The organism is Pseudomonas sp. AB39(2026) (assembly GCF_059831485.1).
In genome coordinates, this window is the sequence record NZ_CP195212.1 from 1781987 (window position 1) to 1805979 (window position 23993).

Annotated in this window: 18 protein-coding genes and 2 pseudogenes; 4 read left to right on the forward strand and 16 right to left on the reverse strand. The window is 57.3% G+C overall.

The window, feature by feature from the left end:
* Together ACSAMW_RS07900 and ACSAMW_RS07905 are read left to right on the forward strand one after the other, a co-directional pair.
* Window positions 1-1290 carry an NAD(P)/FAD-dependent oxidoreductase gene (locus ACSAMW_RS07900; protein ID WP_500593438.1) on the forward strand — a complete coding sequence of 430 codons (1290 nt, stop codon included), beginning with the start codon at window positions 1-3 and terminating at the stop codon, window positions 1288-1290.
* Entirely contained in the window at window positions 1284-1685 is a 402-nt protein-coding gene (locus ACSAMW_RS07905) for a GtrA family protein (protein WP_500593439.1), read from the forward strand. The genes ACSAMW_RS07900 and ACSAMW_RS07905 overlap by 7 nt, the downstream gene beginning before the upstream one ends.
* 59 nt (window positions 1686-1744) lie before the next feature.
* On the opposite strand, the gene ACSAMW_RS07910 is transcribed toward ACSAMW_RS07905, so the two are convergent.
* From ACSAMW_RS07910 to ACSAMW_RS07940, 7 genes and pseudogenes are all read right to left on the reverse strand, one after another.
* A complete protein-coding gene (locus ACSAMW_RS07910; protein WP_500593440.1) occupies window positions 1745-4069 on the reverse strand; it encodes a hypothetical protein in 2325 nt (774 codons plus the stop codon).
* Between the two features lie 496 nt (window positions 4070-4565).
* Complete coding sequence (locus ACSAMW_RS07915) at window positions 4566-5567, reverse strand: MraY family glycosyltransferase (RefSeq protein ID WP_500593441.1); 1002 nt, start codon at window positions 5565-5567, stop codon at window positions 4566-4568.
* A complete protein-coding gene (locus ACSAMW_RS07920) occupies window positions 5564-6511 on the reverse strand; it encodes a UDP-glucose 4-epimerase family protein (RefSeq protein WP_500593442.1) in 948 nt (315 codons plus the stop codon). The genes ACSAMW_RS07915 and ACSAMW_RS07920 overlap by 4 nt, the downstream gene beginning before the upstream one ends.
* Window positions 6508-7419 carry a glycosyltransferase gene (locus ACSAMW_RS07925; RefSeq protein WP_500593443.1) on the reverse strand — a complete coding sequence of 304 codons (912 nt, stop codon included), beginning with the start codon at window positions 7417-7419 and terminating at the stop codon, window positions 6508-6510. The genes ACSAMW_RS07920 and ACSAMW_RS07925 overlap by 4 nt, the downstream gene beginning before the upstream one ends.
* 21 nt (window positions 7420-7440) lie before the next feature.
* The gene (gene rfbA / locus ACSAMW_RS07930) at window positions 7441-8328 is read right to left on the reverse strand and encodes a glucose-1-phosphate thymidylyltransferase RfbA (protein ID WP_500593444.1); all 888 of its coding nucleotides are present in this window, start codon (window positions 8326-8328) and stop codon (window positions 7441-7443) included.
* 231 nt (window positions 8329-8559) lie between these two features.
* A complete protein-coding gene (locus ACSAMW_RS07935; protein ID WP_500593445.1) occupies window positions 8560-9291 on the reverse strand; it encodes a CatB-related O-acetyltransferase in 732 nt (243 codons plus the stop codon).
* A gap of 142 nt (window positions 9292-9433) precedes the next feature.
* Window positions 9434-10845: pseudogene (locus tag ACSAMW_RS07940) on the reverse strand (MBL fold metallo-hydrolase RNA specificity domain-containing protein).
* Between the two features lie 244 nt (window positions 10846-11089).
* Between ACSAMW_RS07940 and ACSAMW_RS07945 the strand changes: the two are divergent.
* Window positions 11090-11368, forward strand: a complete 279-nt coding sequence (locus ACSAMW_RS07945; protein ID WP_500593446.1) for a hypothetical protein — start codon at window positions 11090-11092, stop codon at window positions 11366-11368.
* 80 nt (window positions 11369-11448) lie between these two features.
* Here the strand turns inward: ACSAMW_RS07945 and ACSAMW_RS07950 are convergent, their stop codons facing one another.
* A complete protein-coding gene (locus ACSAMW_RS07950) occupies window positions 11449-11718 on the reverse strand; it encodes a lipopolysaccharide assembly protein LapA domain-containing protein (protein WP_500593447.1) in 270 nt (89 codons plus the stop codon).
* A 17-nt stretch (window positions 11719-11735) separates the two neighbouring features.
* Window positions 11736-12035, reverse strand: a complete 300-nt coding sequence (gene ihfB, locus ACSAMW_RS07955) for an integration host factor subunit beta (protein ID WP_500593448.1) — start codon at window positions 12033-12035, stop codon at window positions 11736-11738.
* A gap of 330 nt (window positions 12036-12365) precedes the next feature.
* On the opposite strand from ihfB, the gene ACSAMW_RS07960 reads away from it, so the two are divergent.
* Window positions 12366-13688 (forward strand): hypothetical protein, encoded by a 1323-nt coding sequence (locus ACSAMW_RS07960; protein ID WP_500593449.1) that lies wholly within the window; start codon window positions 12366-12368, stop codon window positions 13686-13688.
* Between the two features lie 104 nt (window positions 13689-13792).
* Here the strand turns inward: ACSAMW_RS07960 and rpsA are convergent, their stop codons facing one another.
* From rpsA to mtnA, 7 genes and pseudogenes are all read right to left on the reverse strand, one after another.
* Entirely contained in the window at window positions 13793-15475 is a 1683-nt protein-coding gene (gene rpsA, locus ACSAMW_RS07965; protein ID WP_168084725.1) for a 30S ribosomal protein S1, read from the reverse strand.
* A gap of 134 nt (window positions 15476-15609) precedes the next feature.
* The gene (cmk, locus tag ACSAMW_RS07970) at window positions 15610-16296 is read right to left on the reverse strand and encodes a (d)CMP kinase (protein WP_500593450.1); all 687 of its coding nucleotides are present in this window, start codon (window positions 16294-16296) and stop codon (window positions 15610-15612) included.
* A gap of 168 nt (window positions 16297-16464) precedes the next feature.
* Window positions 16465-17370, reverse strand: a pseudogene (locus ACSAMW_RS07975) (prephenate dehydrogenase/arogenate dehydrogenase family protein); the annotation flags it as partial.
* Window positions 17371-17463: 93 nt separating this feature from the next.
* Window positions 17464-18570, reverse strand: a complete 1107-nt coding sequence (gene pheA / locus ACSAMW_RS07980; RefSeq protein WP_500593451.1) for a prephenate dehydratase — start codon at window positions 18568-18570, stop codon at window positions 17464-17466.
* On the reverse strand, window positions 18570-19652 hold the full coding sequence (gene serC / locus ACSAMW_RS07985; protein ID WP_500593452.1) for a 3-phosphoserine/phosphohydroxythreonine transaminase: 1083 nt from the start codon (window positions 19650-19652) through the stop codon (window positions 18570-18572). The genes pheA and serC overlap by 1 nt, the downstream gene beginning before the upstream one ends.
* Window positions 19653-19726: 74 nt before the next feature.
* Window positions 19727-22402 carry a DNA gyrase subunit A gene (gyrA, locus tag ACSAMW_RS07990; RefSeq protein ID WP_500593453.1) on the reverse strand — a complete coding sequence of 892 codons (2676 nt, stop codon included), beginning with the start codon at window positions 22400-22402 and terminating at the stop codon, window positions 19727-19729.
* Window positions 22403-22849: 447 nt separating this feature from the next.
* Window positions 22850-23926 (reverse strand): S-methyl-5-thioribose-1-phosphate isomerase, encoded by a 1077-nt coding sequence (gene mtnA, locus ACSAMW_RS07995; protein ID WP_500593454.1) that lies wholly within the window; start codon window positions 23924-23926, stop codon window positions 22850-22852.
* Window positions 23927-23993 lie beyond the last annotated feature (67 nt).

The following is a 23993-nucleotide window of genomic DNA, read 5'->3' on the forward strand; positions in this document are numbered from 1 at the left end:
ATGGGCCAACGTATTGCGGTGCTAGGCGCTGGCCCTATGGGCTTGGCGGTAGCCTATCAACTCGCACGAGATGGCCATACGCCCGTCGTGTATGAAGCAGATGACCGAGTGGGTGGAATGACCGCCACGTTTGATTTCGCAGGCATGGATATCGAACGTTATTACCATTTCCACTGCATTTCGGACCATGCGTTTCTAACCATGCTGGATGAACTGGGCCTGTCGCAGAAAATGCGCTGGACCGAAACCCGCATGGGTTACTGGTACCAGCAGCGCTTGCAACCCTGGGGCAACCCTATTGCACTTTTGAAATTCAAAGGGCTAAGCCTTACGGCCAAATTTCGCTACGGCCTGCATGCATTCCTTTCAGTGAAACGCAATGATTGGAAGCCTCTCGACAATGTGGAAGCCACTGGGTGGATCAAACGCTGGGTAGGCAAAGAAGCCTACGACGTGATGTGGCGCAACCTGTTCGCCTATAAGTTCTATCACTACTCAGATAACCTGTCAGCAGCCTGGATATGGAGCCGCATCAGGCGTATCGGCCGTTCACGCTACAACCTCTTCAAGGAGAAGCTGGGATACCTCGAAGGCGGCTCGGCCACCTTCCTCAATGCCATGCACAAGGATATTTTGGCACACGGCGGTGAGGTACGGTTAGGTAAGCCGGTGACCAAGGTGCAGATTGCCAACGGCCGCGTTCATGGCGTTGAAACTGCAGAGGGGGCAGAGGCTTTCGACAAGGTAATCAGTACCGTACCGCTGCCTTACGTTGGGCGGCTGATGCCAGACCTGCCAGCGACCCTGCTTGATCAGTACGCTGCCGTGCCAAACGTGGCTGTGGTATGCGTAATTGCCAAGTTGAAGAAAGCGGTAACGGAAAACTTCTGGCTTAATATCAATGACCCGAACATGGACATCCCTGGTTTAGTGGAATACACCAATCTGCGCCCCATGGACCAGCATGTCGTTTACGTACCTTTCTACATGCCCGGCGAGCACGAAAAGTATGCAGAGCCTAATGAGCACTTCACAGCAAAGGTGAAGCGCTATCTACAGACTATCAACCCCTCATTGCAGGACAGCGACTTTATCGACATTCGGGCCAGCCGGTACCGTTATGCTCAGCCCATCTGCAAGCCTGGGTTCCCAGCTACCCTGCCGCCAGCCAAATTACCCATTAAGGGCCTTTGGGTAGCGGACACGTCCTACTATTACCCTGAAGACCGGGGCATTTCCGAAAGCATCGACTTTGGCCGCGGCTTGGCGAAGGACGCAGCGCAATGCTGAAGGGGTTCCTTACGCCGCAGTTTCTGGCCTTTTTGGTGACAGGCGGCTTCGCGGCAATTGTCAATTTCTGCTCGCGCATCCTCTACAATCTATGGCTTAGCTATTCCTGGTCTGTCATTCTTGCCTACATCACGGGCATGATTACAGCTTTTGCCTTGGCAAAACTGTTCGTATTCAAGGAAAGCAAGAATTCGCTTCGTCATTCTGCATTATGGTTTTTAGCTGTTAACGCGATTGCCGTACTGCAGACTTGGGGAATCAGCGTACTACTTGCGTTCCATGTTTTGCCTGGCCTTGGAATAGATTTCTACAACAAAGAGCTGGCCCATGCAGTGGGTGTAATTTTTCCAGTGTTTACCAGTTATTTAGGCCACAAGCACCTTTCATTTAAGTAGACCTGAATATAAACCCACCTTGTATAGCTGGCGAGCATTGGCGCCAGCTATACAGTTTTTTATCTTGAGATCTTGATCATAGAATCAAGCCCGCTACATGCTGAAACCACACCATCTTGAGCAAACCCTAATCCGACCTCAAACGTACCTTCGAGTTTCCGTACATCTAAAACTGCGTCGTATCCAGCATTTAGCATAGAGTCTGATTGAAAATGCTTAACTAGATCCAGCCTTGCTAGAGAAGGCATATCAAATGCAAAAATTCCTTGAGGACCTTTTAACAACAAAATCGCCTTTCCCCCTTCAGGATAAGAGTTTACCGAAGGTGTGACCCACCCGCTTACAGCTATGTGTGACTCTACACCACGCGTTTCACCTGTGATCGGGGTGCCGTTTAGATAATCGATAACACCAGTACATGCTATTGAAGGCAAATGCTCGATCCTAATTGGTACGGCGATTCCCAAGAGTCCTGAAGCAGTCTCACGCGCGGGCGGCTTAAAGCTATAGAACGAGACCTGAAAATCAGGTTTCCATATGCTGCCTTCACTTCCCGATGCGGAAAAAGTAATATTTTTAACTTTTCCCATTTTATTCAGATCAACATCAGAAAATAGCCTGACGAAATCCTTACTGCTTTCAACGATAGGCGAGACCAGAAATTTAGTCTTGGTCATAGAAGAAATTATTCGATACTCTCTTTTTTCACCGTTAGCAAGATCAAACTGCGCCTTAAGAGAAGAGGGTTTGAAAATGGTGGAAATTAATTTACCTAACAATGTCTGTTGAATATCAACAGTCATGTAGAGGTTGCCCGAGTACTCTGGCAGTTCTACAGCCTTGTCAAAACTTCCTAACTCTTTCTTAATCTCATTGAATACGGGGACTTTATCATCCACTCGCTTCAACACCAAATAATCACCTGAAAGCTTAGTAGGGCTATACATGGAAAAAATGGAAGGCCAGCTAAGCCCGTCTTCCAATGAGGGTAGTCGCCCGTCAATAGGCTGAATACGGAAAACCACGTTCTCAGGTGCTTGCTTAGAGCTTAAATGACTCGCATTCATTTCTAGCAACTGCGGCGTGTATGCAGAATAACTTTGAAAAACTGGCCGAGGCTTCCAGTCCGCACCAGAGGCAATTAGCGCTGTTTGCCCATAGGAGTACACATCTGTAGTACCAGAGATGTCAGGAAAACCTGAAGTCTCTGAAATTTTAGTCATTTGGTCATTGAAGCGTTGAGCTATGGCTCCGGGGTGCCCGATGCGCAGCGCTAGCCCTTCCACATTCGCATAGGCATTGTGATAGGCATGAGTCCAGTGCTGTACCGGATTGAAGGAAGTATTTGCGCAGGTCACAAACAAACCAGTTAGAAAACCTGTACAAGTAAAACCAAGCCCCCTAAGCGACTGTAGTGCAGGCCAAAGCATTATTGAGACCAGCATTAGCGCCAAACCGCTAATCACTGCATGACCATCATCCCTTACGAAGCCAGCTTTGAAGCTTAAAAACAGGTAAATTGCTACAGAGACAATTGTGAGCGCGTTTGATAAAAACGAATTTCTTTTTACTGACCATATACCGTATATCAATACGACCGCGCCGATCATATAGACAGCTACAAGCAAAAGCCCTTCATAGATAGCCATCGCTTCCGTATAGCCCGCTATGATTGGAAGCGAACTCGAAAAATATTTAAAAAGCAAAATTGGTTTTTGTCCGAACGCCACCCAGACGGAAAGACATGAAAATACCGGAATGAGGCAGGTTGCAGCCGCCATCAGGAAGCGTCGTCGATAAGCGAGTAATGCCGCACCTAACCCAATGCATGATACACAGGCTACGACCACACTGAGTTTTATGAGAGGAAGGAACCCTATGGCAGGCAACGATACCAAAAGCAGCAGATCTTTTAACCTAACCCTACGCTCATTTGGCAGCCCTTCAAAAATCAATGTAAAAATCAGAAAAAAAGGTAAAACCATTAAAAAAGCATCTTTTTTTACCCCCCATAAGAAAATCACGCCCGCACAAACCAACATTGGAAGAAAGCGTTTCCGTTGGTAAAAAAGGCCATACAAGCCAATAGAAAGTGAAGCAGCTAAATAAGTAGATATCAACACATAGCTAGTATCATACACTGGCGAGTAAAACCCTGTATAGATATTAGCCAAAGGTCCAAATGTAAAAACTATATCGGTGCCAATTTGTAGTCCATGGTCGACCGCGTACGACATCCCAGCTTTCCAGGCGGGGTCGAGCTCATCCATCGGAGCCGTGGGCAACAATGTAACAAAGCAAAATAAAGAACTCAAAAAAGCTAGCACACAGGAAATTAACCAAAGTTTTTTCCGTGAACTTGATGCAATTAACTCCTGATGCATTTTTCCCCCACCAAAAACAGTTAAGTACGGCTATGCCATTTGGCTTCTATACTTCGCCATAGGCGCAAGCGTGAACGTATGCGCATCGATAGGCGAATAGCAGTACAGGATACTCAAATAAGGGCCTGTTGCAATGAGAATGGTGATTTTTAGCAGATAGATCGCTTGTCCATCACGCGAAATAGGTTTTGTGCAGAATCGCTCAGGAACATTCTATTCGTGCGCACACCCACATTCAGCAAAGTCCGTACCTTCAGGGGTAGACCATCCGCTCGTGGCTGAGCGCTACAAGCTCTTAGACGAGCCCCACGTCTTTGTATAGGGCAGGAAATCGTCTGATGCTCAAAAAACCTGCTGAATGCTCTGTCCGAGAGCTAGTTCGCAAGATACCCAAACGTATGGCCTTGATCGAAAATCTAGCAACGCCTTCGCGACATATGATCTGCAGGGATTATAAGATCCGAAACTCGGCGCACCGCTGCTGATAGGCTGTAATTCACATACCTGCTTTGAACCTTGCCGTCAGCACGACAAGCGGACAACCAGCCACCAACATACCCTGCCAAAGGCTCATCCCCCCATTACCCATTACATAAGCAATGGGCAAAAGCCAACACACATTTAGTACCCCCACCGCCGCCGTCACCTTCCCATGGCTCCCATACCGCATCGCCGCATGCTGATACGCATGGCTACGATGGGCCTCATACACCTTCTCCCCTCGCTTCAACCGCACCAGTAGCGTCCAGGTGGCATCGACCACAAAGACGCCCATCAATACCAGCCCCGCCCAGAACACTAAGGGCGCGTGGGACGAAATCTTCAGCCACAGCAAAGCAATGGCTACCCCTAGGAAGCCGCTGCCCGCATCCCCCATGAAAATCTTGGCAGGGGGCAGATTCCAGCACAGGAAACCTGCTGAAGCCGCCGCCAGCAGCAATGCCAGCGCTACATCGGCGGGTGTGGCATACAGGTAAGCCAGCAGCGCAAACCCCAGGCACACGGTAACGGCCTGCACACCTGCAATGCCATCGATCCCGTCCATGAAGTTGTAGAGGTTGAGCAGCCACACCACCCCGATTACCAATGGCACTGCCAACCAGGCACCGCTCAGGGTGAAGCCATTCCATAGGGGTATCACAGGCAAAGTGTTCAAAAGCGCCAAACCTATTCCTGCAGCCGCGAAATGGCCCAGCAAGCGCCAGCGCGCGGGAATATGCCCGTGGTCGTCAGCAAAACCAATCGCTGCCACGGCCATGCCGGGAATGGCCAATACGCAAGCATCTGCCACTGTGGCCCAGCCGGTCAGTACCAACAGGGGCAGCCCTAGCATAAACGCCGCTACGATACCCACCCCGCCGCCGCGTGGGGTGGGCACGGTATGGGAACTGCGTGCGTTGGGCACGTCCATCAGTTGCTTGTGTAATGCATAACGACGTACTGCCCCAGTGAACCCGGCAGAGAGTACGAACACAACGAGGTAGATGAGGCCGCTCACAGGCGCTCCTTGTGATAAGCCTCGGCGGTAAGGCGCAAGCCTTCTTCGAGCGATAGTGGGGGTTGCCAGCCTAAGTGGGCTGCGGTGTGGTCCAAGCTGACTTCCAAAGGGTCGCACAGCCGGCTGACCACCGCCTGCTTGCCTAACGCCCTGCCCGCCCAGCGCAGCCAACCTGCAGGCATATTCACCAAGCGTGGCTTTTTGCCCAAGGCGCGAGCCAACGCTGCCATGGTTTGGGCGGTGGTAGGCTGTTCCCGGTCCCGCACCAGGAACACGCCTTGGGCAGCAGCTGCGTCCAGGCAGTGCACTGCCAGGTCTGCCAGGTTATGAACGCCGACCATACTGCGGCGGTTGTGCAGCGCCCCAAACGGCAAGGGCACCCCACGGTCCAGCGCTTTCATCATGGCTCGGAAATTGGCCTTTACACCGGGGCCATAGACCAAAGGCGGCCGGATGATCGTTACTTGAAGGCCTGTGCGTGCCGCGAGTTCAAGCAGCCCTTGTTCGGCTTCCAATTTGGCTTGGCCGTAGGGGTCTACCGGCGCAGGTTCATCCAGCGAGGTAAAAGGCGAACGGCCAAGGGTACGCTCCCCATTCACCTTGATGGTACTGATAAACACAAACTGGCGTACGCCGCTCGCAGCCGCATGGGCTGCCAACCGCACGGTCGCATCCCGGTTGGCTTCACGGTAGGCGTGAAGTGGGTCCGCCACGCTGTCAGCCATCACGTGCACACGGGCGGCGCAGTGAATCACCGCATCCACGCCTGAGAGATCCGGCAAGGTGGTTGATAGCAAGTCATAGGCAACCGCCCTTCCCGGCCCTTGCCACTGCCCCGGCTGACGTACAGCGGCCAGCGGCAGGCTGTTGCCTTCCACTAGCCGATCTACCACCGCACGCCCTACAAAACCGTTGGCACCGGTCACCAGCACAAGCCGCTTCATGTCAGTGGCCCTTTGAAACAGGCCAACAACAGGCACAGCCCTGCAAAATAAAGCCGATCACGGGGCCTGCGACGGCATTGGCGGGCGTTGCGAGCCAGCCAGAGCAAGCCTGATCGGCCATTAGCCAATGGCCTGCTCAACTGTGGTGGGCAACCTACTAGCCCGGCTATCAAGCGGACCTGGCCAAACCACCATCCCTGGCGGATACGCTGAAAACGTGCAAGCAAGGGCCGTACGCCCACGTTTGCACCTACCACATTACTGGCGTGCTGCCGGTAGCGAAGGCCGGGCGTAGGGTCTATAAACCACCGCCACCCGGCGGCACGGCACAGGGCATACAGGTACCAGTCATGAAGGGCCACGGCTGCCAGTGCCTCACCTTGCTCTTGTATGTTGGCCTTCAGGAACGCTGCCACCGCTGAGGTGAACACATAGGTGCACCCGGGCCCGGCGGCTTCGAAGAAGTGATCATAGGCCACTTGGGGCTGGGCCTTGTCCAGCAGGCAGGTTTTGCCACTCGGCCAAAACGCAATAACGTTGGAGGAGTAGGCTGCGCAGCGTTGCGCCACCAACTGCTCGGCCGCTCGCTTGAGCTTTCCAGGCAACCAGTGATCATCCTGGTCGCTGAGGGCTACTAGGTCAAAGCCTTCGAAAGGCACGGTGGCCAGGAGATGAAAAAAGTTGGCTGCGGCGCTGCCAAAGCGTTGGCTGCCGCCTATCAACTGTATGCGAGGGTCGGCTGCCGCACGCATGCGGCAGCGCGCCAGGGTGTCGTCTGTACAGGCATCTACACTGATGAACAGCTGAACGGCCACGCCTTCCTGGGCCAGAATGGTATCGATCTGCTCGTCTATCCAAGGGCTGCCATTGAAGGCAGCCAACAGGACCGCAACGCGTTCACCCGGCACGTACAGTGACCTGACAGCGCATTACGCCTTGGACTCGCCTGCGATTTTCAGCAAGTATTGGCCATACCCTGTTTTCGACAGGCGCTGCCCCTGCTCCACCAACTGGGCTTTGCTGATCCAACCCGCATGGAAAGCGATTTCTTCCAGGCAAGCCACTTTCAGCCCCTGGCGGTGCTCAATGGTGTGCACGAAGTGGCTGGCTTCCAACAGGGACTCATGGGTACCGGTGTCCAGCCAGGCAAAGCCGCGGCCAAGCAGTTCCACGTTCAGCGTGCCCTGCTCCAGGTAGGCGCGGTTCAGGTCAGTGATTTCCAGTTCGCCACGGGGCGACGGCTTGATGGATTTTGCAATCTCCACCACCTTGCTGTCGTAGAAATACAAGCCAGTGACCGCGTAGTTGGACTTGGGCGCAGTGGGCTTTTCCTCGATGCTGAGCGCGCGGCCTTGGTCGTCGAACTCCACCACACCAAAGCGCTCCGGGTCTGCAACGTGATAGCCGAATACCGTGGCACCGCTTTCCTGGCTATTGGCCGCGTGGAGATTATCGGAGAAGTGCTGCCCATAGAAGATGTTATCGCCCAGGATCAGGCAGCTCGGGGCCCCGGCCAGGAACTCCTCGCCAATGATGAACGCCTGGGCCAGGCCATCCGGGCTTGGCTGTACGGCATAGTGCAGTTCGATGCCCAACTGGCTGCCATCACCCAGCAGCTTCTTGAACGAAGGCAGGTCATCCGGTGTGGAAATGATGAGAATCTGCTTCATGCCCGCCAGCATCAACACAGACAACGGGTAATAGATCATTGGCTTGTCATACACCGGCAACATCTGTTTGGACGTGCCGAGGGTAAGCGGATGCAGGCGAGTACCTGAACCCCCTGCCAGAATGATGCCCTTGCGCTGTTGTGACATGTTACAGGTTCCTTTTTTCCTAGGCCTTCGCTGGGAAGGTGCTGCAGTTCCATAGTGCCTTGCGCCATGGCGCCGGCATCGGCTCAGTATAACCAGCCGCTTTTGCAGCGGATCAGGCCGGAAACAATACCAAATACAATTACTTGAGGGTAGAAATCCTAACCGCTGCGAATGCCCCCTACCGCACTGACGGCCATTCACGCGCCAACGGCACAATTGATAACGATAGATTCACTGGATACGAAGCGGCGCATTGCTGATGGTCAACAGGTGGGTTTCAACCAGCGGCAGCGCGCCCTGGGTACCCAGTTCCTTGAGCAGCAAGGCGGGATTTTCTACAGCATGCTGGCCCAGCGCGCTCAATTGATAGTCCCACCAGTGGCTGGCCAGCAAAGCCTGCCGGGTAGGCTCGTCAAACCGATAGCGCACCACACGGGCCGGGGAGCCTGCCACGATGGCATAAGGCGGCACGTCCCTGTTCACCAGTGACTGGGCACCTATGACCGCTCCGGTTCCGATGGTTACACCTTTCATCACGATAACGTCTCGGCCAATCCAGACGTCATGGCCGATCGAGGTGGGAAAATCCATGCCTTGGTCAGAGGCGCTATGGGCGTCTGGCTGGTAATCCAGGCGTGCCTGTAGCACCGCGTGGCTGGTGGACAGCCAGTCCAGCGGATGCGATCGCCGATCCTGGCCGATGATGACACGCGCCGCCACTGAACAATAACGACCTATATGGCTGACATGGTGTAGCTCGCACCCACTGACGATATCGGTCTGTGCACCGATATGAAGCTGGCGTGAATACACTTTTACATCGTGCAGTTTCACGCCCTGCTCCAGCAGCAGCACCATGTTGTCGCGCCTCAGCCCACGAATGCCGCTGTCCAGCCGGCATCCATGGCGTGCGAGGCCGCGCTTGAGCTTAGCGCTCAGCCACATTCGCGTGAACACATTCATTACACGGGTCGGGTCCTTGCCTGTCAGGGCCGGGATTCCCAAACCGCTGCAGCGTTATAGTTCTGATAAACAAGCCGAGCCGATTATAGAGTGTGTTGTGGAAAAGCTTCGATTATTTTCATCTGACACAAGCCGGCGCAGGTCAGGGTTGAGTTACCAGGTGCATGGCTGGGTACGCGGACGCCAGTGCCTGCGCCAGGCCATTTCTTGCCCTGGCTTCGCCGTGCACCAGCCGTACTTCACGGGGCGGCTCTGGGATTCCCCTCACAAAGGCAAGCAACCCGGCCTGGTCTGCATGGGCCGAATAGCCTGCCAAGGTGGCCACGCCGGCGCGAATGTCGTACCGCTCGCCATCCAGATCGATACCCATGAAACCCTCCGCGCCTTCGGCGGCCTGTATCACAGCACCCGGCGTGCCTTTGGCCTGGTACCCCGAGAACAGCACGTTATGGCGAGGGTTTCTTAGCATGGCTTTGAGGTAATTGACGATACGGCCGGCAGAGCACATGCCGTTGCCAGCAATCACGATCGCAGGGCGCAATGTGCTGGCCAGGTAATTGACCGTACGCTGATGCTGCTCATGACTATCAAGGGTAATCAGCTGTGGAAAGGCCAACGGTGATCGCCCAGCCTGTGTACGGCCTTGGGCCTCTTCGTTCCAGTGAGGCTGTAAACCCGATAGGCCTGGGTAATACGGCTGGCCAGCGGGGAGTCCAGAATCACCGGCAGCTGTGGCCAATCCACCGCGCCGGCTACACCCGGCGAGCCGCCCATGTCCTTATCGCGCAAAATGGTCTCGATGTCTGCCAGCAGCTCCTGAGCGCGCCCTAGGCTAAAGGACGGGATCAGCACTGTGCCTTGGTCCTCTAAGGCCTTTTCGATCAGCCTTTCCAGCCGCGCTGTCCGCTTTTCCTGTGCGCCATGCACCCTGTCGCCGTAGGTGCTTTCCAGTACCAGCACATCAGCACGTTCCGGTGACACGGGGGGCCGCAACAGCGCCGAACGGCCGCTGCCCAAGTCTCCGGAAAACACCACTCGCTGGCTTTCAAGCGCACGGGATGCACGAATATCGAACTCTACATACGCTGAGCCCAGCACATGCCCGGCTCGCTGCAGCCGGATGCGGCATTGGGAAGGGCCACTGGCTTGGAGCACATGCCAGTGGTCATAAGGCAGCGCAACGATCCGACGCTTCACACTTTGGATGTAACGCTCTACAGGTGCCTGGTCTCGGGTCACCATCAGCCGGAACGCATCTTCCAGCATCAAAGGAAGCAGGTGCGCAGAAGGCTCGCTGCACAGGGTAGGCCCTTCAAAACCTGCTGCCAGCAACCAGGGAATACGCCCCACATGGTCCAGGTGTACGTGGGTCACCACCAGCGCGGAAATACCTGCGATATCGAATTCGATCCCATTGCCCTGCAAGACCGCTTCATTGCCTTGGAACAGCCCGCAGTCCACCAACACGCTGCAGGCTTCGCTTAGGTGCAATTGGTGACAGGAGCCTGTGACCCCTTGGTGGGCGCCGTGATGAGTGATTGTAGGAAATGGCACGGTTCAGCGTTCTCTAACGGGCTTTTGGAGCGGGGATTTAGCCGTGCAAAGGCTGGGATCACTATAGGGTGAGGTCTTAAACAGGCTGGGCCCAATGCCATCATCACCAAACTTTTCTACGCTTTCTGTTACGTATAAGGTAGGTTTGCGGAAACCGGTGGTAATGCCGGCACGGCGTGACATGAATCAGCACATAGCCGAAAGGCTCGGGCAACGTACCGGGGCCAGCAGGATAAGGACGGGCATGAGACGTTTTTTAGTTGCGATAGCATTGGTTGCACTGTGCGGATGTGCGTCAGATTCGCAATCCGAGGTGCGGCAGGGGAAAAAGGGGCTGCACGTCAACTGCTCTGGGCTGATGTCCTCTTGGAACAAATGCTACAAGCGGGCTGAAAAAGCCTGCAACGGCGATTATCGAGTACTGGCGCGTTCGAGCCAGGAAGGCGAGGAAGCCGCCGACTATCCCTTCGGGCTTAACCCGGCAGGGTACACCAGCCGAAGCATGATCATAATGTGCCGCTGACCTACGTTCTGCCTAGATAGGCACCAGGGCCGCCGTGATCGGATTGGGGCCGCCTTCAAGGAAGGCGTACCGGCTACCCTCTATACGCCGGGCGCATTGGCCTTCTGGCGGATCGCAGCACGGCGCAGGCGCCGGCGACCCCGCATGGCAATGAACCAGCCAATCAGCGGGCCTACTGCCAGCCCAACCAATAATGCCAGGAGCACCATTGCAGATACGGGCCATTCAGGGCTTGCAAACCCCAGGAAGCTTAAGGCCACCTTCTGGGAGTTCTCCATCACAAATAGCAGGCACGCTGCTGCCACACTCAATACCAGCAAAACCTGAAACAGGCGCGTGATGCTACGCACGGGCTTACCTCCAGCACTCAAGCGGTTTCACCCGCTTCGTCTTCATTTACACGATCCCGCAATTCCTTGCCTGGTTTGAAATGCGGTACAAACTTGCCATCCAGCGTCACAGACTGGCCGGTTTTTGGATTCCTTCCCACACGCGGGGAGCGGTAGTGCAGCGAAAAACTGCCAAAGCCGCGAATCTCAATCCGGTCCCCCGTGGCCAGGGACTGGGACATTTGCTCAAGCATGGTCTTGATAGCCAGCTCTACGTCCTTGGACGACAGCAGACCCTGATGCGTGACTATGCGTTCGATCAGTTCGGACTTCGTCATGTTTTTCCCTTCTTTATCAAGAAGCTAGGAAACTGCAGGAAGGTTGTAGCATGGCTGGCACGGTTTGAACAGCTTAAGTATTGACTTTTATGAGGTTTTACGGGCGTCGTTGTTTTGACTAAGGGAAAGCCGTCGCGCCCTGCCAAAGCGCTGCTTCCCCCTGAGCCATGCAACATCCGGCAAATCAAATTAACTTATACCTTCCATCGTAAGTGACTTAGCCTCTTGGCCGCTCTCTGCTCACACCTGAAACGCAGTGCAGCCTAGGTGCTTCTACTAGGACAGGAGACCTTCACAGGGATGCCGTTTGCATGAAATAACGGTAATCGCATGGCTATAAAACTGGAACTGTTAACCCAGAACCAAGAAGAAATCTTGTTTATCCACCGCTATTGGGCTACGGACGAAGCCGGTGCCTTTGTTGAACCCGTAAGCGCTTTGTTGCCCTTTCGCGATATTCCTCATGGCGGCGCGGTGGCCGCCTATATTCGCGAACGTTGCAATGCCTACGATGAGGACCAGGCGTGCTCCCGATGTGGCGATCCTATCAAGCTCAACTGTCGCTCCGACCTGAAAAAGTACGTATGCCCAACGCAGCAGCAGTGCGAGGGCTGCAAACGATTGAAGGAGGCCTACAAGCGACAATGCGAGGAAGAAGCCGCTACTGCACTCAATAACTGGCTAGCCGAGCACGACACGCAGCAACGTCACATAACCTGCGACTATCAGGCCATACACGATGCCCACGCACTTTTGCTGATCGCCCTTGAAGCGGCTATCACACCGCGGCTCACCACTGGCAGCTTCTGCGCTGGCGACTGCGAGGCGTTGTGCCCCGGCAACCCTGCCTCATACCTCAAGCAGCTGTATTCAGCAGGCATTCTGGTGCACCGCCCATTCGAAGCGATGGCAGGTACCTACTTTCTGAAGGATGACGCGCTGTGGTTCAAACACGACCAGGTTCAATACTCGCTGGCGCCTGACAGTGGGTCAGGCAGCACCGATGCCCTGCTGACCGAGCTTGCATCACGACACCTGTCCGATGGACCAGGCATTGCGCAGCTGTGGCTGACGTATGCGTTGCAGGATGTGATGGCGTATTTCTGGAGGGAGTGCAGAACCTACAACCATTGGCTGGAACCCGATGTAGCCACAGACGTTGAAAGCAGCTTCCGAAACGCGTTGCATACCTACAGCGTGGCGCAGCTTTGGTCAGTAGCTTGGCGAGTGATACGGGACGCCGCCAGCCTAGCCAACCGTACTTATTACAACCGGGAAAAAGCAGCAGCCACAATTCCGGGCAAGGTCCGCCGCTACCTGGAGAAAGTACAGCGAGAAGGAGGTACTCCAAAAGCCTGGACACGACGCGAAGACCACCCAGCCGGCACCTTGGGCATGGTGTTTTGGCATATGTTCGACATCGACGAGCACACGCCGGGTGTGGACGCGTTGCGCGTTCTTTCTCAGCTCGGAAAGCAGGCAACGCCCCCTGAAGAGACGTTATTACACAGTGCCCATTGCCTGGTAAAAGCTGCGGCTGAGAAAGAAATGGGGGCTCAGGTATTGCTTGATGTGGCGGAGCTTGTGCAAGACGGTGAAGGTATACAAGAAGCTATTCAGCGTGTTTTTGCCAAGCACGGGTTAAAGGTTTAAACCTAACCGGCTCTTTTTTCACGGGCTTCGCCCGCTCCTACAGTGTCAGGGCAAAAAAAAGGGGTGGCCGAAGCCACCCCTTTTCATTTAATGGTTAACAGAACTCAGTTCTGCTTTTCCATTTGAGCGCGGAGCAGATCACCCAGGGTGGTCGGGCCGGCGCTTTCAGAGCTTGGCTTCTCGCGCAGGCTCTGGATTGCTTCTTTCTCGTCTTCAACGTCCTTGGATTTCACGGACAGCTGAATAACGCGAGACTTGCGGTCGACGCTGATGATCTTGGCTTCGACTTCTTCGCCTTCTTTCAGCACGTTGCGCGCGTCTTCAACGCGGTCACGGCTGATTTCGGAGGCTTTCAGGGTCGCTTCGATGTCATCAGCCAGGGTGATTACAGCGCCCTTGGCGTCAACTTCTTTAACGATACCGCGGACGATGGCGCCCTTGTCGTTGACAGCAACGTAGTTGGAGAACGGATCGTCTTCCATCTGCTTGATGCCCAGCGAGATGCGCTCACGCTCTGGGTCAACGGACAGAATAACGGTTTCCAGCTCGTCGCCCTTCTTGAAGCGGCGTACGGCTTCTTCGCCAGCTTCGTTCCAGGAGATGTCGGACAGGTGAACCAGGCCGTCGATGCCGCCATCCAGACCAATGAAGATACCGAAATCGGTGATCGACTTGATGGTGCCGGAGATCTTGTCGCCCTTGTTGAAGTGGCCAGAGAAGTCTTCCCATGGGTTGGACTTGCACTGCTTGATGCCCAGGGAGATACGACGACGCTCTTCGTCGATGTCCAGAACCATGACTTCCACTTCGTCGCCGACTTGAACGACTTTCGACGGGTGGATGTTCTTGTTGGTCCAGTCCATTTCGGAAACGTGTACCAGGCCTTCCACGCCTTCTTCCAGCTCTGCGAAGCAGCCGTAGTCGGTGAGGTTGGTAACGCGTGCATTCACGCGAGTACCTTCTGGGTAACGTGCCTTGATAGCAACCCATGGGTCTTCGCCCAGTTGCTTGAGGCCCAGGGATACACGGTTACGCTCGCGATCGTACTTCAGAACCTTGACGTCGATCTCGTCGCCAACGTTGACGATTTCCGAAGGATGCTTGATACGCTTCCAGGCCATGTCGGTGATGTGCAGCAAGCCGTCCACGCCGCCCAGGTCCACGAATGCGCCGTAGTCGGTGAGGTTCTTGACGATACCTTTGACCTGCTGGCCTTCTTGCAGCGATTCCAGCAGCGCTTCGCGCTCGGCGCTGTTCTCGGCTTCCAGGACGCTACGACGGGAAACGACAACGTTGTTGCGCTTCTGGTCGAGCTTGATGACCTTGAACTCGAGCTCTTTGCCTTCCAGGTGAGTGGTGTCGCGTACTGGACGCACGTCGACCAGCGAACCCGGCAGGAACGCACGGATACCGTTGACGTCGACGGTGAAACCACCCTTGACCTTGCCGTTGATGACGCCCTTGACCACTTCTTCGGCAGCGAAGGCAGCTTCCAGAACGATCCAGCACTCGGCGCGCTTGGCTTTTTCACGGGACAGCTTGGTTTCGCCAAAGCCATCTTCCACCGCGTCCAGCGCGACGTGAACTTCGTCACCGACCTTGATGGTCAGCTCGCCAGCTTCGTTGAAGAACTGCTCGAGCGGGATGACGCCCTCGGACTTCAGGCCAGCGTGTACAGTCACCCAGTCGCCGTCGATGTCGACAACAGTACCGGTGATGATAGCGCCAGGCTGAAGGTTGAGGGTTTTCAGGCTTTCTTCAAAAAGTTCTGCAAAGCTTTCGCTCATTTTAATTCCTGTAGATTGAGCCGGAGGCCGGCCCACAACCACGATCCAGTTAACGTGGGCTGCGTTTAAATAAGGAAAACCTTCAGGGGCAGCGGCCATCGCCGCTTACGCTGGAACCCCTTGGGTTTTCCGGGTCAGGCGAGATCGCGTTGTGCGACCTCGCTCATGATTTTGTCGAGCACCTGTTCGATGGACAGCTCGGTTGAGTCGAGCTGTATGGCATCGGCAGCCGGTTTGAGCGGTGCCACTGCCCGTTGCGTGTCGCGTTCGTCGCGCACACGTATCTCATCCAACAGACTCGCCAGACTAACATCATCGCCCTTTGCCTTCAACTGCAAGTAACGGCGACGTGCGCGTTCGTCCGCGCTGGCGGTGAGAAAGACCTTCAGTGGCGCATCTGGAAACACCACGGTGCCCATGTCCCGCCCATCTGCGATAAGGCCAGGATGCTCTCGAAACGCCTTCTGGCGCTCCAGTAGAGCCTCGCGCACCGCAGGAATGGCAGCCACTTGTGAGGCACCGGCGCCCACCTGCTCATTGCGAATGGCCTGCGACACATCATCCCCTTCAAGGATGATACGGTCCAGCCGATGATCGGTTGCCGCGACGAACTGCACGTCCAGGTGCTTGGCCAGCAGTACCAGTGACGCCTCATTGCTCAGGGCCACGCCATGATTGCTGGCGGCGAATGCCAACAGGCGATAGAGCGCGCCGGAGTCCAGGAGGTTCCAGCCCAGCTTCTCTGCCAGCTTGCTGGCAACGGTGCCCTTGCCTGAGCCACTGGGCCCGTCGATGGTGATGACCGGAGCTTGAAAATTCACAACTGACCCTCTTTGACCCGTGCATTCCCGGGCGCCAGGCCACTGGGAAGGCTGAAATGAAAAAACGAGCATCCCATGCCATTGGCTACCGGCAGCCATGATACCCGATTGGTGTTACAGGCGACCCTGCAATCAGGCTCATTCCCCACCTTGATACGGCTTGCTTCTGGCGCGCTGGGCAAGGATCTCGCCAAAATGCTCGCGAGCGGCACGCGCCTGCGTGAACGTTCTCAGCAGCTCATCGCTGTCACGCTGGCTCACTGCCTCGCGCAGCGCATCCAGGTCGGCCCGGTAGGCGTCCAGCTGGCGAAGCACGGCGTCGCGATTCGCGAGGAAGATGTCATGCCACATGACAGGGTCACTGCCAGCGATGCGGGTGAAGTCACGGAACCCCCCTGCGGCGTAGCGGAAAATCTCCAGGCTCTCATCGCGGCGAGCCAGCGAGTCCACAAGGTTGAAAGCCAGCAAGTGAGGCAAGTGGCTGGTGGCGGCCAGCACCTCATCGTGGCGCGCAACATCCATATGCTCCACATCAGCCCCTAGGGCTCGCCAGAGTGCATCGATAACGCTCAGCGCTGCAGGCTCGGTTTCAGCCAGCGGCGTGAGAATCACCTTGTGGCGCTGGAACAAGGCGCTGTTGGCCGCCTCTACCCCGCTCTGCTCAGAGCCTGCAATGGGATGGCCCGGCACAAGGCGGTGTAGGTGAGACGGCAACGCCACCCGGGCAGCACGCACGATATTGCCTTTGGCGCTGCCCACGTCCGTGATGATTGCATTGCCCAGGTCCAGCTCAGCCAGCATGGCCAGCACTCGCTCCATGGCAAGGATAGGCACGGCCAACTGGATGACATCGGCCCCCACACAGGCTTCGCCCAACGACGCCACACAGCGATCCGTCACCCCCAGCTCCACAGCCCGCGCCCTGGACACAGGGTTCAGGTCTACCCCCACCACTTCGGCACAACAGCCGCTGGCACGCAGCCCCTTGGCAAACGAGCCACCAATAAGGCCCAGGCCGACCACCACCAAGCGGCCAATGAAGGGCGCACGGCCGGTGGAGTGTTCATTCAACATGGAAAAGGTCCGCAAAGGCACAGGCACATCGATAACGGTACGGCATGCCGGGTTGTACAGTGCGGCCGACAGGCGACCGCAGGTGTAATAGGGTCAGAGCACAGCCTTTGGATAGGAGCCCAGTATTTTCAGCGCTACGGATTCGTTGCTGATCTGCTCCAGCACCGCCTTGATCAGCGGATCCCGGTGATGGCCTACGAAATCGATAAAGAACACGTACGTCCACTTGCCACTGCGAGAAGGCCGCGTCTCGATGCGGGTGAGATCGATGTGGTTTTCATGGAAGGGCATCAGCAATTCGTGCAACGCGCCTGGCTTGTTCTGCATCGACACGATGACAGACGTTTTGTCGTCACCGGTAGGTGGCACTTCCTGGTTGCCGATGATCAGGAAACGGGTCGCGTTGTCGGGCCGGTCTTCGATTTTTTCGGCCAGGCGCTCAAGCCCGTAAAGCGTCGCCGCCATGTCACCTGCGATGGCAGCGGAATTCCACTCCCCTTTTACCCGCTTGGCCGCTTCGGCGTTGCTGGACACCGCCACACGCTCCACGTTGGGGTAATGGGCATCCAGCCATTTGCGGCACTGGGCCAGGGACTGGGCATGGGAGTAGATGCGCGAAATGCTGTCCGTCTTGGTGTTGGGGCCAATCAGCAGGTGATGGTGAATACGCAGCTCCACCTCCCCGCAAATGACCATGTCATGCTCAAGGAAGCTGTCCAGAGTATGGTTAACCGCGCCTTCAGTGGAGTTCTCTACCGGCACCACGCCAAAATTCACCGCACCGGCCACCACCTCACGGAACACTTCATCGATAGCCGCCATGGGCTGGCTGATAACGGCGTGGCCGAAGTGCTTCATCGCCGCTGCCTGGGTAAACGTCCCTTCAGGGCCCAGATAGGCTACTTTCAGCGGCTGCTCCAGCGCCAGGCAGGTGGACATGATTTCGCGGAACAGCCGCGCCATCTCTTCATCACCCAAAGGCCCCTGGTTGCGGTCCATCACGCGCTTGAGCACCTGCGCCTCACGCTCGGGGCGATAGAACACCGGTGTTTCGCCCACGGCCAAGGTGGCCATCTTGACCCGCGCCACTTCCTGGGCACAGCGCGCACGGTCGCTGATCAGTTCCAGGATTTTCTCGTCAAGGTTATCGATGCGCAGGCGCAGTGCCTTGAGCGCCTGATCGGAGCTGGCGTCGGTCATCAGGCGCGCTCCTTCTCGAATTCGGTCATGTAAGCGATCAGCGCCTCGATAGCGTCTTGCCCCAGGGCGTTGTAAATCGAAGCACGCATACCACCGACGGAACGGTGGCCCTTGAGGTTCAACAGCCCCCGCGCATCGGCACCGGCCAGGAAGGCCGCATCCAGGCGCTCGTCCGCCAGGCGGAAGGGCACGTTCATCCACGACCGGGCCGCGGGTGCGATGGGGTTGCTGTAGAAGGCGCTGTTGTCGAGGAAGCCGTAGAGGCGGTCCTTCTTGAGCCGGTTGCGCTGCTCCATCACCGTTACCCCGCCCTGCTCTTTCAGCCACTCGAACACCAGCCCAGAGAGGTACCAGGAATAGGTCGCCGGCGTGTTGTACATGGAGTGGTTATCCGCCGCCACCTTGTAGTCGAGCATGGTGGGGCAGATAGCCCGGGCATTGCCAAGCAGGTCCTCACGAATGATGACGACTACCAGGCCGCTGGGGCCGATATTCTTCTGGGCGCCGGCATAGATCATGCCGTAGTCCGCCACATTGATAGGCCGCGAGAGTATGTCCGAAGACATGTCCACCACCAGGGGTGCTTCGGCCCGCGGCACCGAATGAAACTCCAGCCCGCCGATGGTTTCGTTACTGGCATAGTGAACGTAGGCAGCGCCCTGGGTAAGCTGCCACGTGCTTTGTTCGGGAAGGTCCAGGTAATCCTGGCCTTTGGCACTGGCCGCCACGTTGACTGTGCCATAGCGCCGGGCTTCGTCGATGGCCTTGCGCGACCAGATGCCCGTGTCGATGTAGTCCGCCACGCCGCCTTCAGGCAACAGGTTGAGCGGAATCACGGAAAACTGCTGGCTGGCACCGCCCTGCAGAAAGAGCACCTTGTAATTCGAGGGGATGGACAGCAGGTCGCGCAGGTCTTGTTCGGCCTTTTGTGCCACGGCCGTGTAGTCTTCACTGCGGTGGCTCATTTCCATGATGGAAAGGCCTTTGCCATGCCAGTCGAGCATCTCCGCCTGGGCGCGCTTCAAAACAGCTTCAGGCAGCGCGGCAGGGCCTGCGCAGAAGTTAAAGGCTCGGTTGCTCACGTCACTCTCGCTCTACAAAAGGGATATGCCTTGCATCGCCGGGCGCTCGGGCACCCGGCTGCCTGTCTAACCTGTTACTCGTCGTCCAGCGGTGCATCGCCGGTGTCGCCCAGCTCATCGGCCGGGGTTTCGACGCCATCTTCCGGCGCGTCGATCAGCTCCTCGACCATGCTCTGCGCCAGCGCGTCCTCGCTTTCGAACAGCTCCACTTCTTCCTCTGAAGGCTCCTGTACACGCTCAAGGCCTACCAGTTTCTCATCGGTAGCCAGCTTGATCAGCGTTACACCCTGAGTGTTGCGGCCCAGGCTGGAAACTTCACCGACGCGGGTGCGCACCAGGGTGCCCTGGTCGGAAATCAGCATGATCTCTTCGCCTTCCAGCACCTGAACAGCGCCTACCAGGCGACCATTGCGGTCGTTGCTGACCATAGCGATCACGCCCTGGCCGCCACGGTTGTACTGGGGGAACTCGGCAATCGCAGTACGCTTGCCATAACCGCGCTCAGAGGCCGTGAGGATCTGGCTGCCTTCTTCAGGAATGATCATGGAGATCAAGCGTTGGCCTTCGGCCAGGCGCATGCCGCGAACGCCGCGGGCGGTACGGCCCATGGGGCGCACATCTGCCTCGTTGAAGCGGGTTACCTTGCCTGCGTCGGAGAACAGCATCACTTCGCGCTGGCCATCGGTAATGGAGGCGGAGATCAGGACGTCGCCTTCATCCAGCTCCAGCGCGATCAAGCCTACGCTGCGCTGACGGCTGAACTGAGGCAGCGGCACTTTCTTCACGGTGCCGTTGGCGGTGGCCATGAAGATGAAGTGGCCCTCGGTGTACTCCTCCACCGGCAGCATGGTGGTGATGTACTCGCCTTCGCTCAGCGGCAACAGGTTCACCAGCGGGCGGCCACGGGCGGCACGAGAGGCTTCGGGAATTTCGTAAGTCTTGAGCCAGTACACCTTGCCTTTGCTGGAGAAGAGCATAAGCGTGGTGTGGCTGTTGGCAACCAGCAGGTGGGAAATGTAGTCCTCGTCCTTCACACCCGTGGCGGATTTGCCCTTACCGCCGCGACGCTGCGCCTGATAGGCCGCCAGCGGTTGGGTTTTGGCGTAGCCGCCGTGGGAGATGGTCACCACGCGGTGCTCTTCGGGGATCATGTCACCCAGGGTAAGGTCCAGGCGCGCGTCCAGGATCTCGGTGCGGCGCACATCGCCATATTCGGCACGAATGAGTTCCAGCTCTTCGCGGATCACTTCCATCAGGCGCTCGGCGCTGTTGAGGATGCGGATCAGTTCGCCGATCTGGTTGAGAATTTCCTGGTACTCGGCCAGCAGCTTCTCGTGCTCAAGGCCGGTCAGGCGGTGCAGGCGCAGGTCCAGGATAGCCTGGGCCTGTTCCGGCGACAGGAAGTACTTGCCGTCGCGCATGCCATACTGCGGGTCCAGGTTCTCCGGCCGGCAGGCATCGGCGCCCGCACGCTCGACCATGGTCATCACCGCCGAGGATTCCCAGCCGGTGGATACCAGTGCTTCCTTGGCCTCGGAAGGCGTAGGGGACGCCTTGATCATGGCAATCACGGGGTCGATGTTGGACAGGGCAACGGCCTGGCCTTCGAGGATATGCCCACGCTCGCGCGCCTTGCGCAGCTCGAACACGGTACGGCGGGTGACCACCTCGCGGCGGTGGCGCACGAATGCTTCGAGCAGGTCCTTGAGGTTCAGCACGCGCGGGCGGCCGTCGATCAAAGCCACGATGTTGATGCCGAACACGGCCTGCAGCTGGGTCTGGGCGTACAGGTTGTTGAGGATCACCTCCGGCACTTCGCCACGGCGCAGCTCGATCACGATGCGCATGCCGTCCTTGTCGGACTCGTCACGCAGCTCGGTGATGCCTTCGAGCTTCTTCTCCTTCACCAACTCGGCGATTTTCTCGATCAGGCGCGCCTTGTTCAACTGGTAAGGCAGCTCGGTGACCACGATCTGCTGGCGGCCACCCACCTTGTCGATGTCTTCTACCGTGGAGCGGGCACGCATGTAAATGCGGCCACGGCCGGTGCGGTAGGCTTCGATGATGCCCTGGCGGCCATTGATGATGGCTGCAGTGGGGAAGTCCGGGCCTGGGATGTGCTGCATCAGTTCGTCGATGGTCACGTCCGGGTTGTCGATGACGGCCAGGCAGCCATCGAGCACTTCGCCCAGGTTGTGGGGCGGAATGTTGGTGGCCATGCCGACCGCGATACCGCTGGAACCGTTGACCAGCAAATTGGGGATGCGGGTTGGCATCACCGCCGGGATCTGCTCGGTGCCATCGTAGTTGGGCACCCAGTCCACGGTTTCCTTGTGCAGGTCGGCCAGCAGCTCATGGGCCAGCTTGGTCATGCGCACTTCGGTGTATCGCATGGCCGCCGCATTGTCGCCGTCCACCGAACCGAAGTTGCCTTGGCCGTCTACCAGCAGGTAGCGCAGGGAGAATGGCTGCGCCATGCGCACGATGGTGTCGTACACCGCCGTATCGCCGTGGGGGTGATACTTACCGATCACGTCACCGACCACACGGGCCGATTTCTTGTAGGGCTTGTTCCAGTCGTTGCCCAGCTCGCTCATGGCGAAGAGCACCCGGCGGTGCACCGGCTTCAACCCGTCGCGGGCGTCCGGAAGGGCGCGCCCCACGATTACGCTCATGGCGTAGTCGAGGTAGGACTGCCGCAGTTCGTCTTCGATATTGACCGGTAGGATTTCTTTGGCCAGTTCGCCCATGAGAAGCCTTATTCCTTAATGTGATGAAACTCAGCCGAGCCAGCATTTGGCCAGCAATCTACCTGACGACGTGCGCCTCACAAACAGCGGGCGGCACCTATGGAAATAGCCGCCCTGAAAGCGCTGGATCTTACCACAGGGCGCGTCAGGGGCCTATCCCCCTCGGGGCTTTGGAGGAGAAGCGTATTCGCCGAAAAACGCTCAGAGCGGCGCGTAGGGGCTGCGGCAGTCGTTACAACCTTCGTGAACCCTGTTCGCCGGCTTTGCCGGCTCCCACAGGGGTTCCACACACAAAGAGAGGTTACTAGGCTGTGTGCGAAATGTTCTGACGCGAAGGTCAGGCAAGGCGAAAACAGCTGAGGAAGCGGAGTTTACTGGTTGTAAATGAGCATTCCGAAGCTGTTTTCAACGCAGCATCACCGAGTGACAGGACTTTTCGAACATAGCCTAATGCAGCCGCTTGCGGCACATAAGCTGGTTCATCTTGGCGGTATCAGGCCGCTCCACAACGCCCTTTTCTGTCACGATCACATCGATCAGGTCGGCCGGGGTCACATCGAACACTGGGTTGAAGGCTTCCACGTCCGCGCCAAACCGCACGCCGCTGACTTCAAGCAGTTCGCTGCCAGTACGCTCTTCGATGGGAATGTCTTCACCAGTGGCCAGGCTCATGTCGATGGTAGAGCTAGGCGCCACCACCATGAAGCGCACGCCGTGGTGCATGGCATTCACAGCCAGTTGGTAGGTGCCGATCTTGTTGGCCACGTCGCCATTGGCCGTAATACGGTCGGCGCCCACGATTACCCAGGTAATGCCCTTGGTTTTCATGATATGGGCCGCAGCCGAGTCGGCATTTAGTGTTACCGGTATGCCCTCATTGGCCAACTCCCAGGCCGTCAGGCGCGAGCCCTGCAGCCAAGGGCGGGTTTCGTCAGCGTATACCCGTTCCACCATGCCTTCGATCCAGGCCCCCCGGATCACGCCCAGCGCAGTACCAAACCCGCCCGTGGCCAGCGCGCCCGTATTGCAATGGGTGAGCAAGGCCTGAACGTTGCCCTGGTGCTTGCGGATCATGTCCACACCCAGCTGCGCCATGGTCAGGTTGGCTTCACGGTCACTTTCATGAATATCCGCCGCCTCTGCTTCCAGTGCGGCCACGGGCGACTCGCCGCTACGCAGCCGGGCCAGGCGCTCGCGCATACGGTTGAGCGCCCAGAACAGGTTCACGGCCGTGGGGCGGGAAGCTGCCAACAGCGCCATGTCGGCGGACACGGCGGCGTGCCAGTCGCCACCGGCTTCGAGCCGGCGTGCCGCCGACAGAGCCACCCCATAGGCGGCGGCGATGCCGATAGCCGGTGCGCCACGCACCACCATGCTGCGAATGGCCTCGGCCACGCCGGCCGCATCGGTGTAGCGCAGCCAGGTTTCAGAGGCCGGCAACAGGCGCTGGTCGAGGAGGAACAAGGCACCTTCACGCCAATCGATCGCCTTTACCTTCTCAGCCGCCAACAGTCGATCGCGCATGCCGTACCCCACTCAAGCCTTCAAAACCGCCGATTATACCGCCCCCCCAGGAAACACGCTCGGGTAT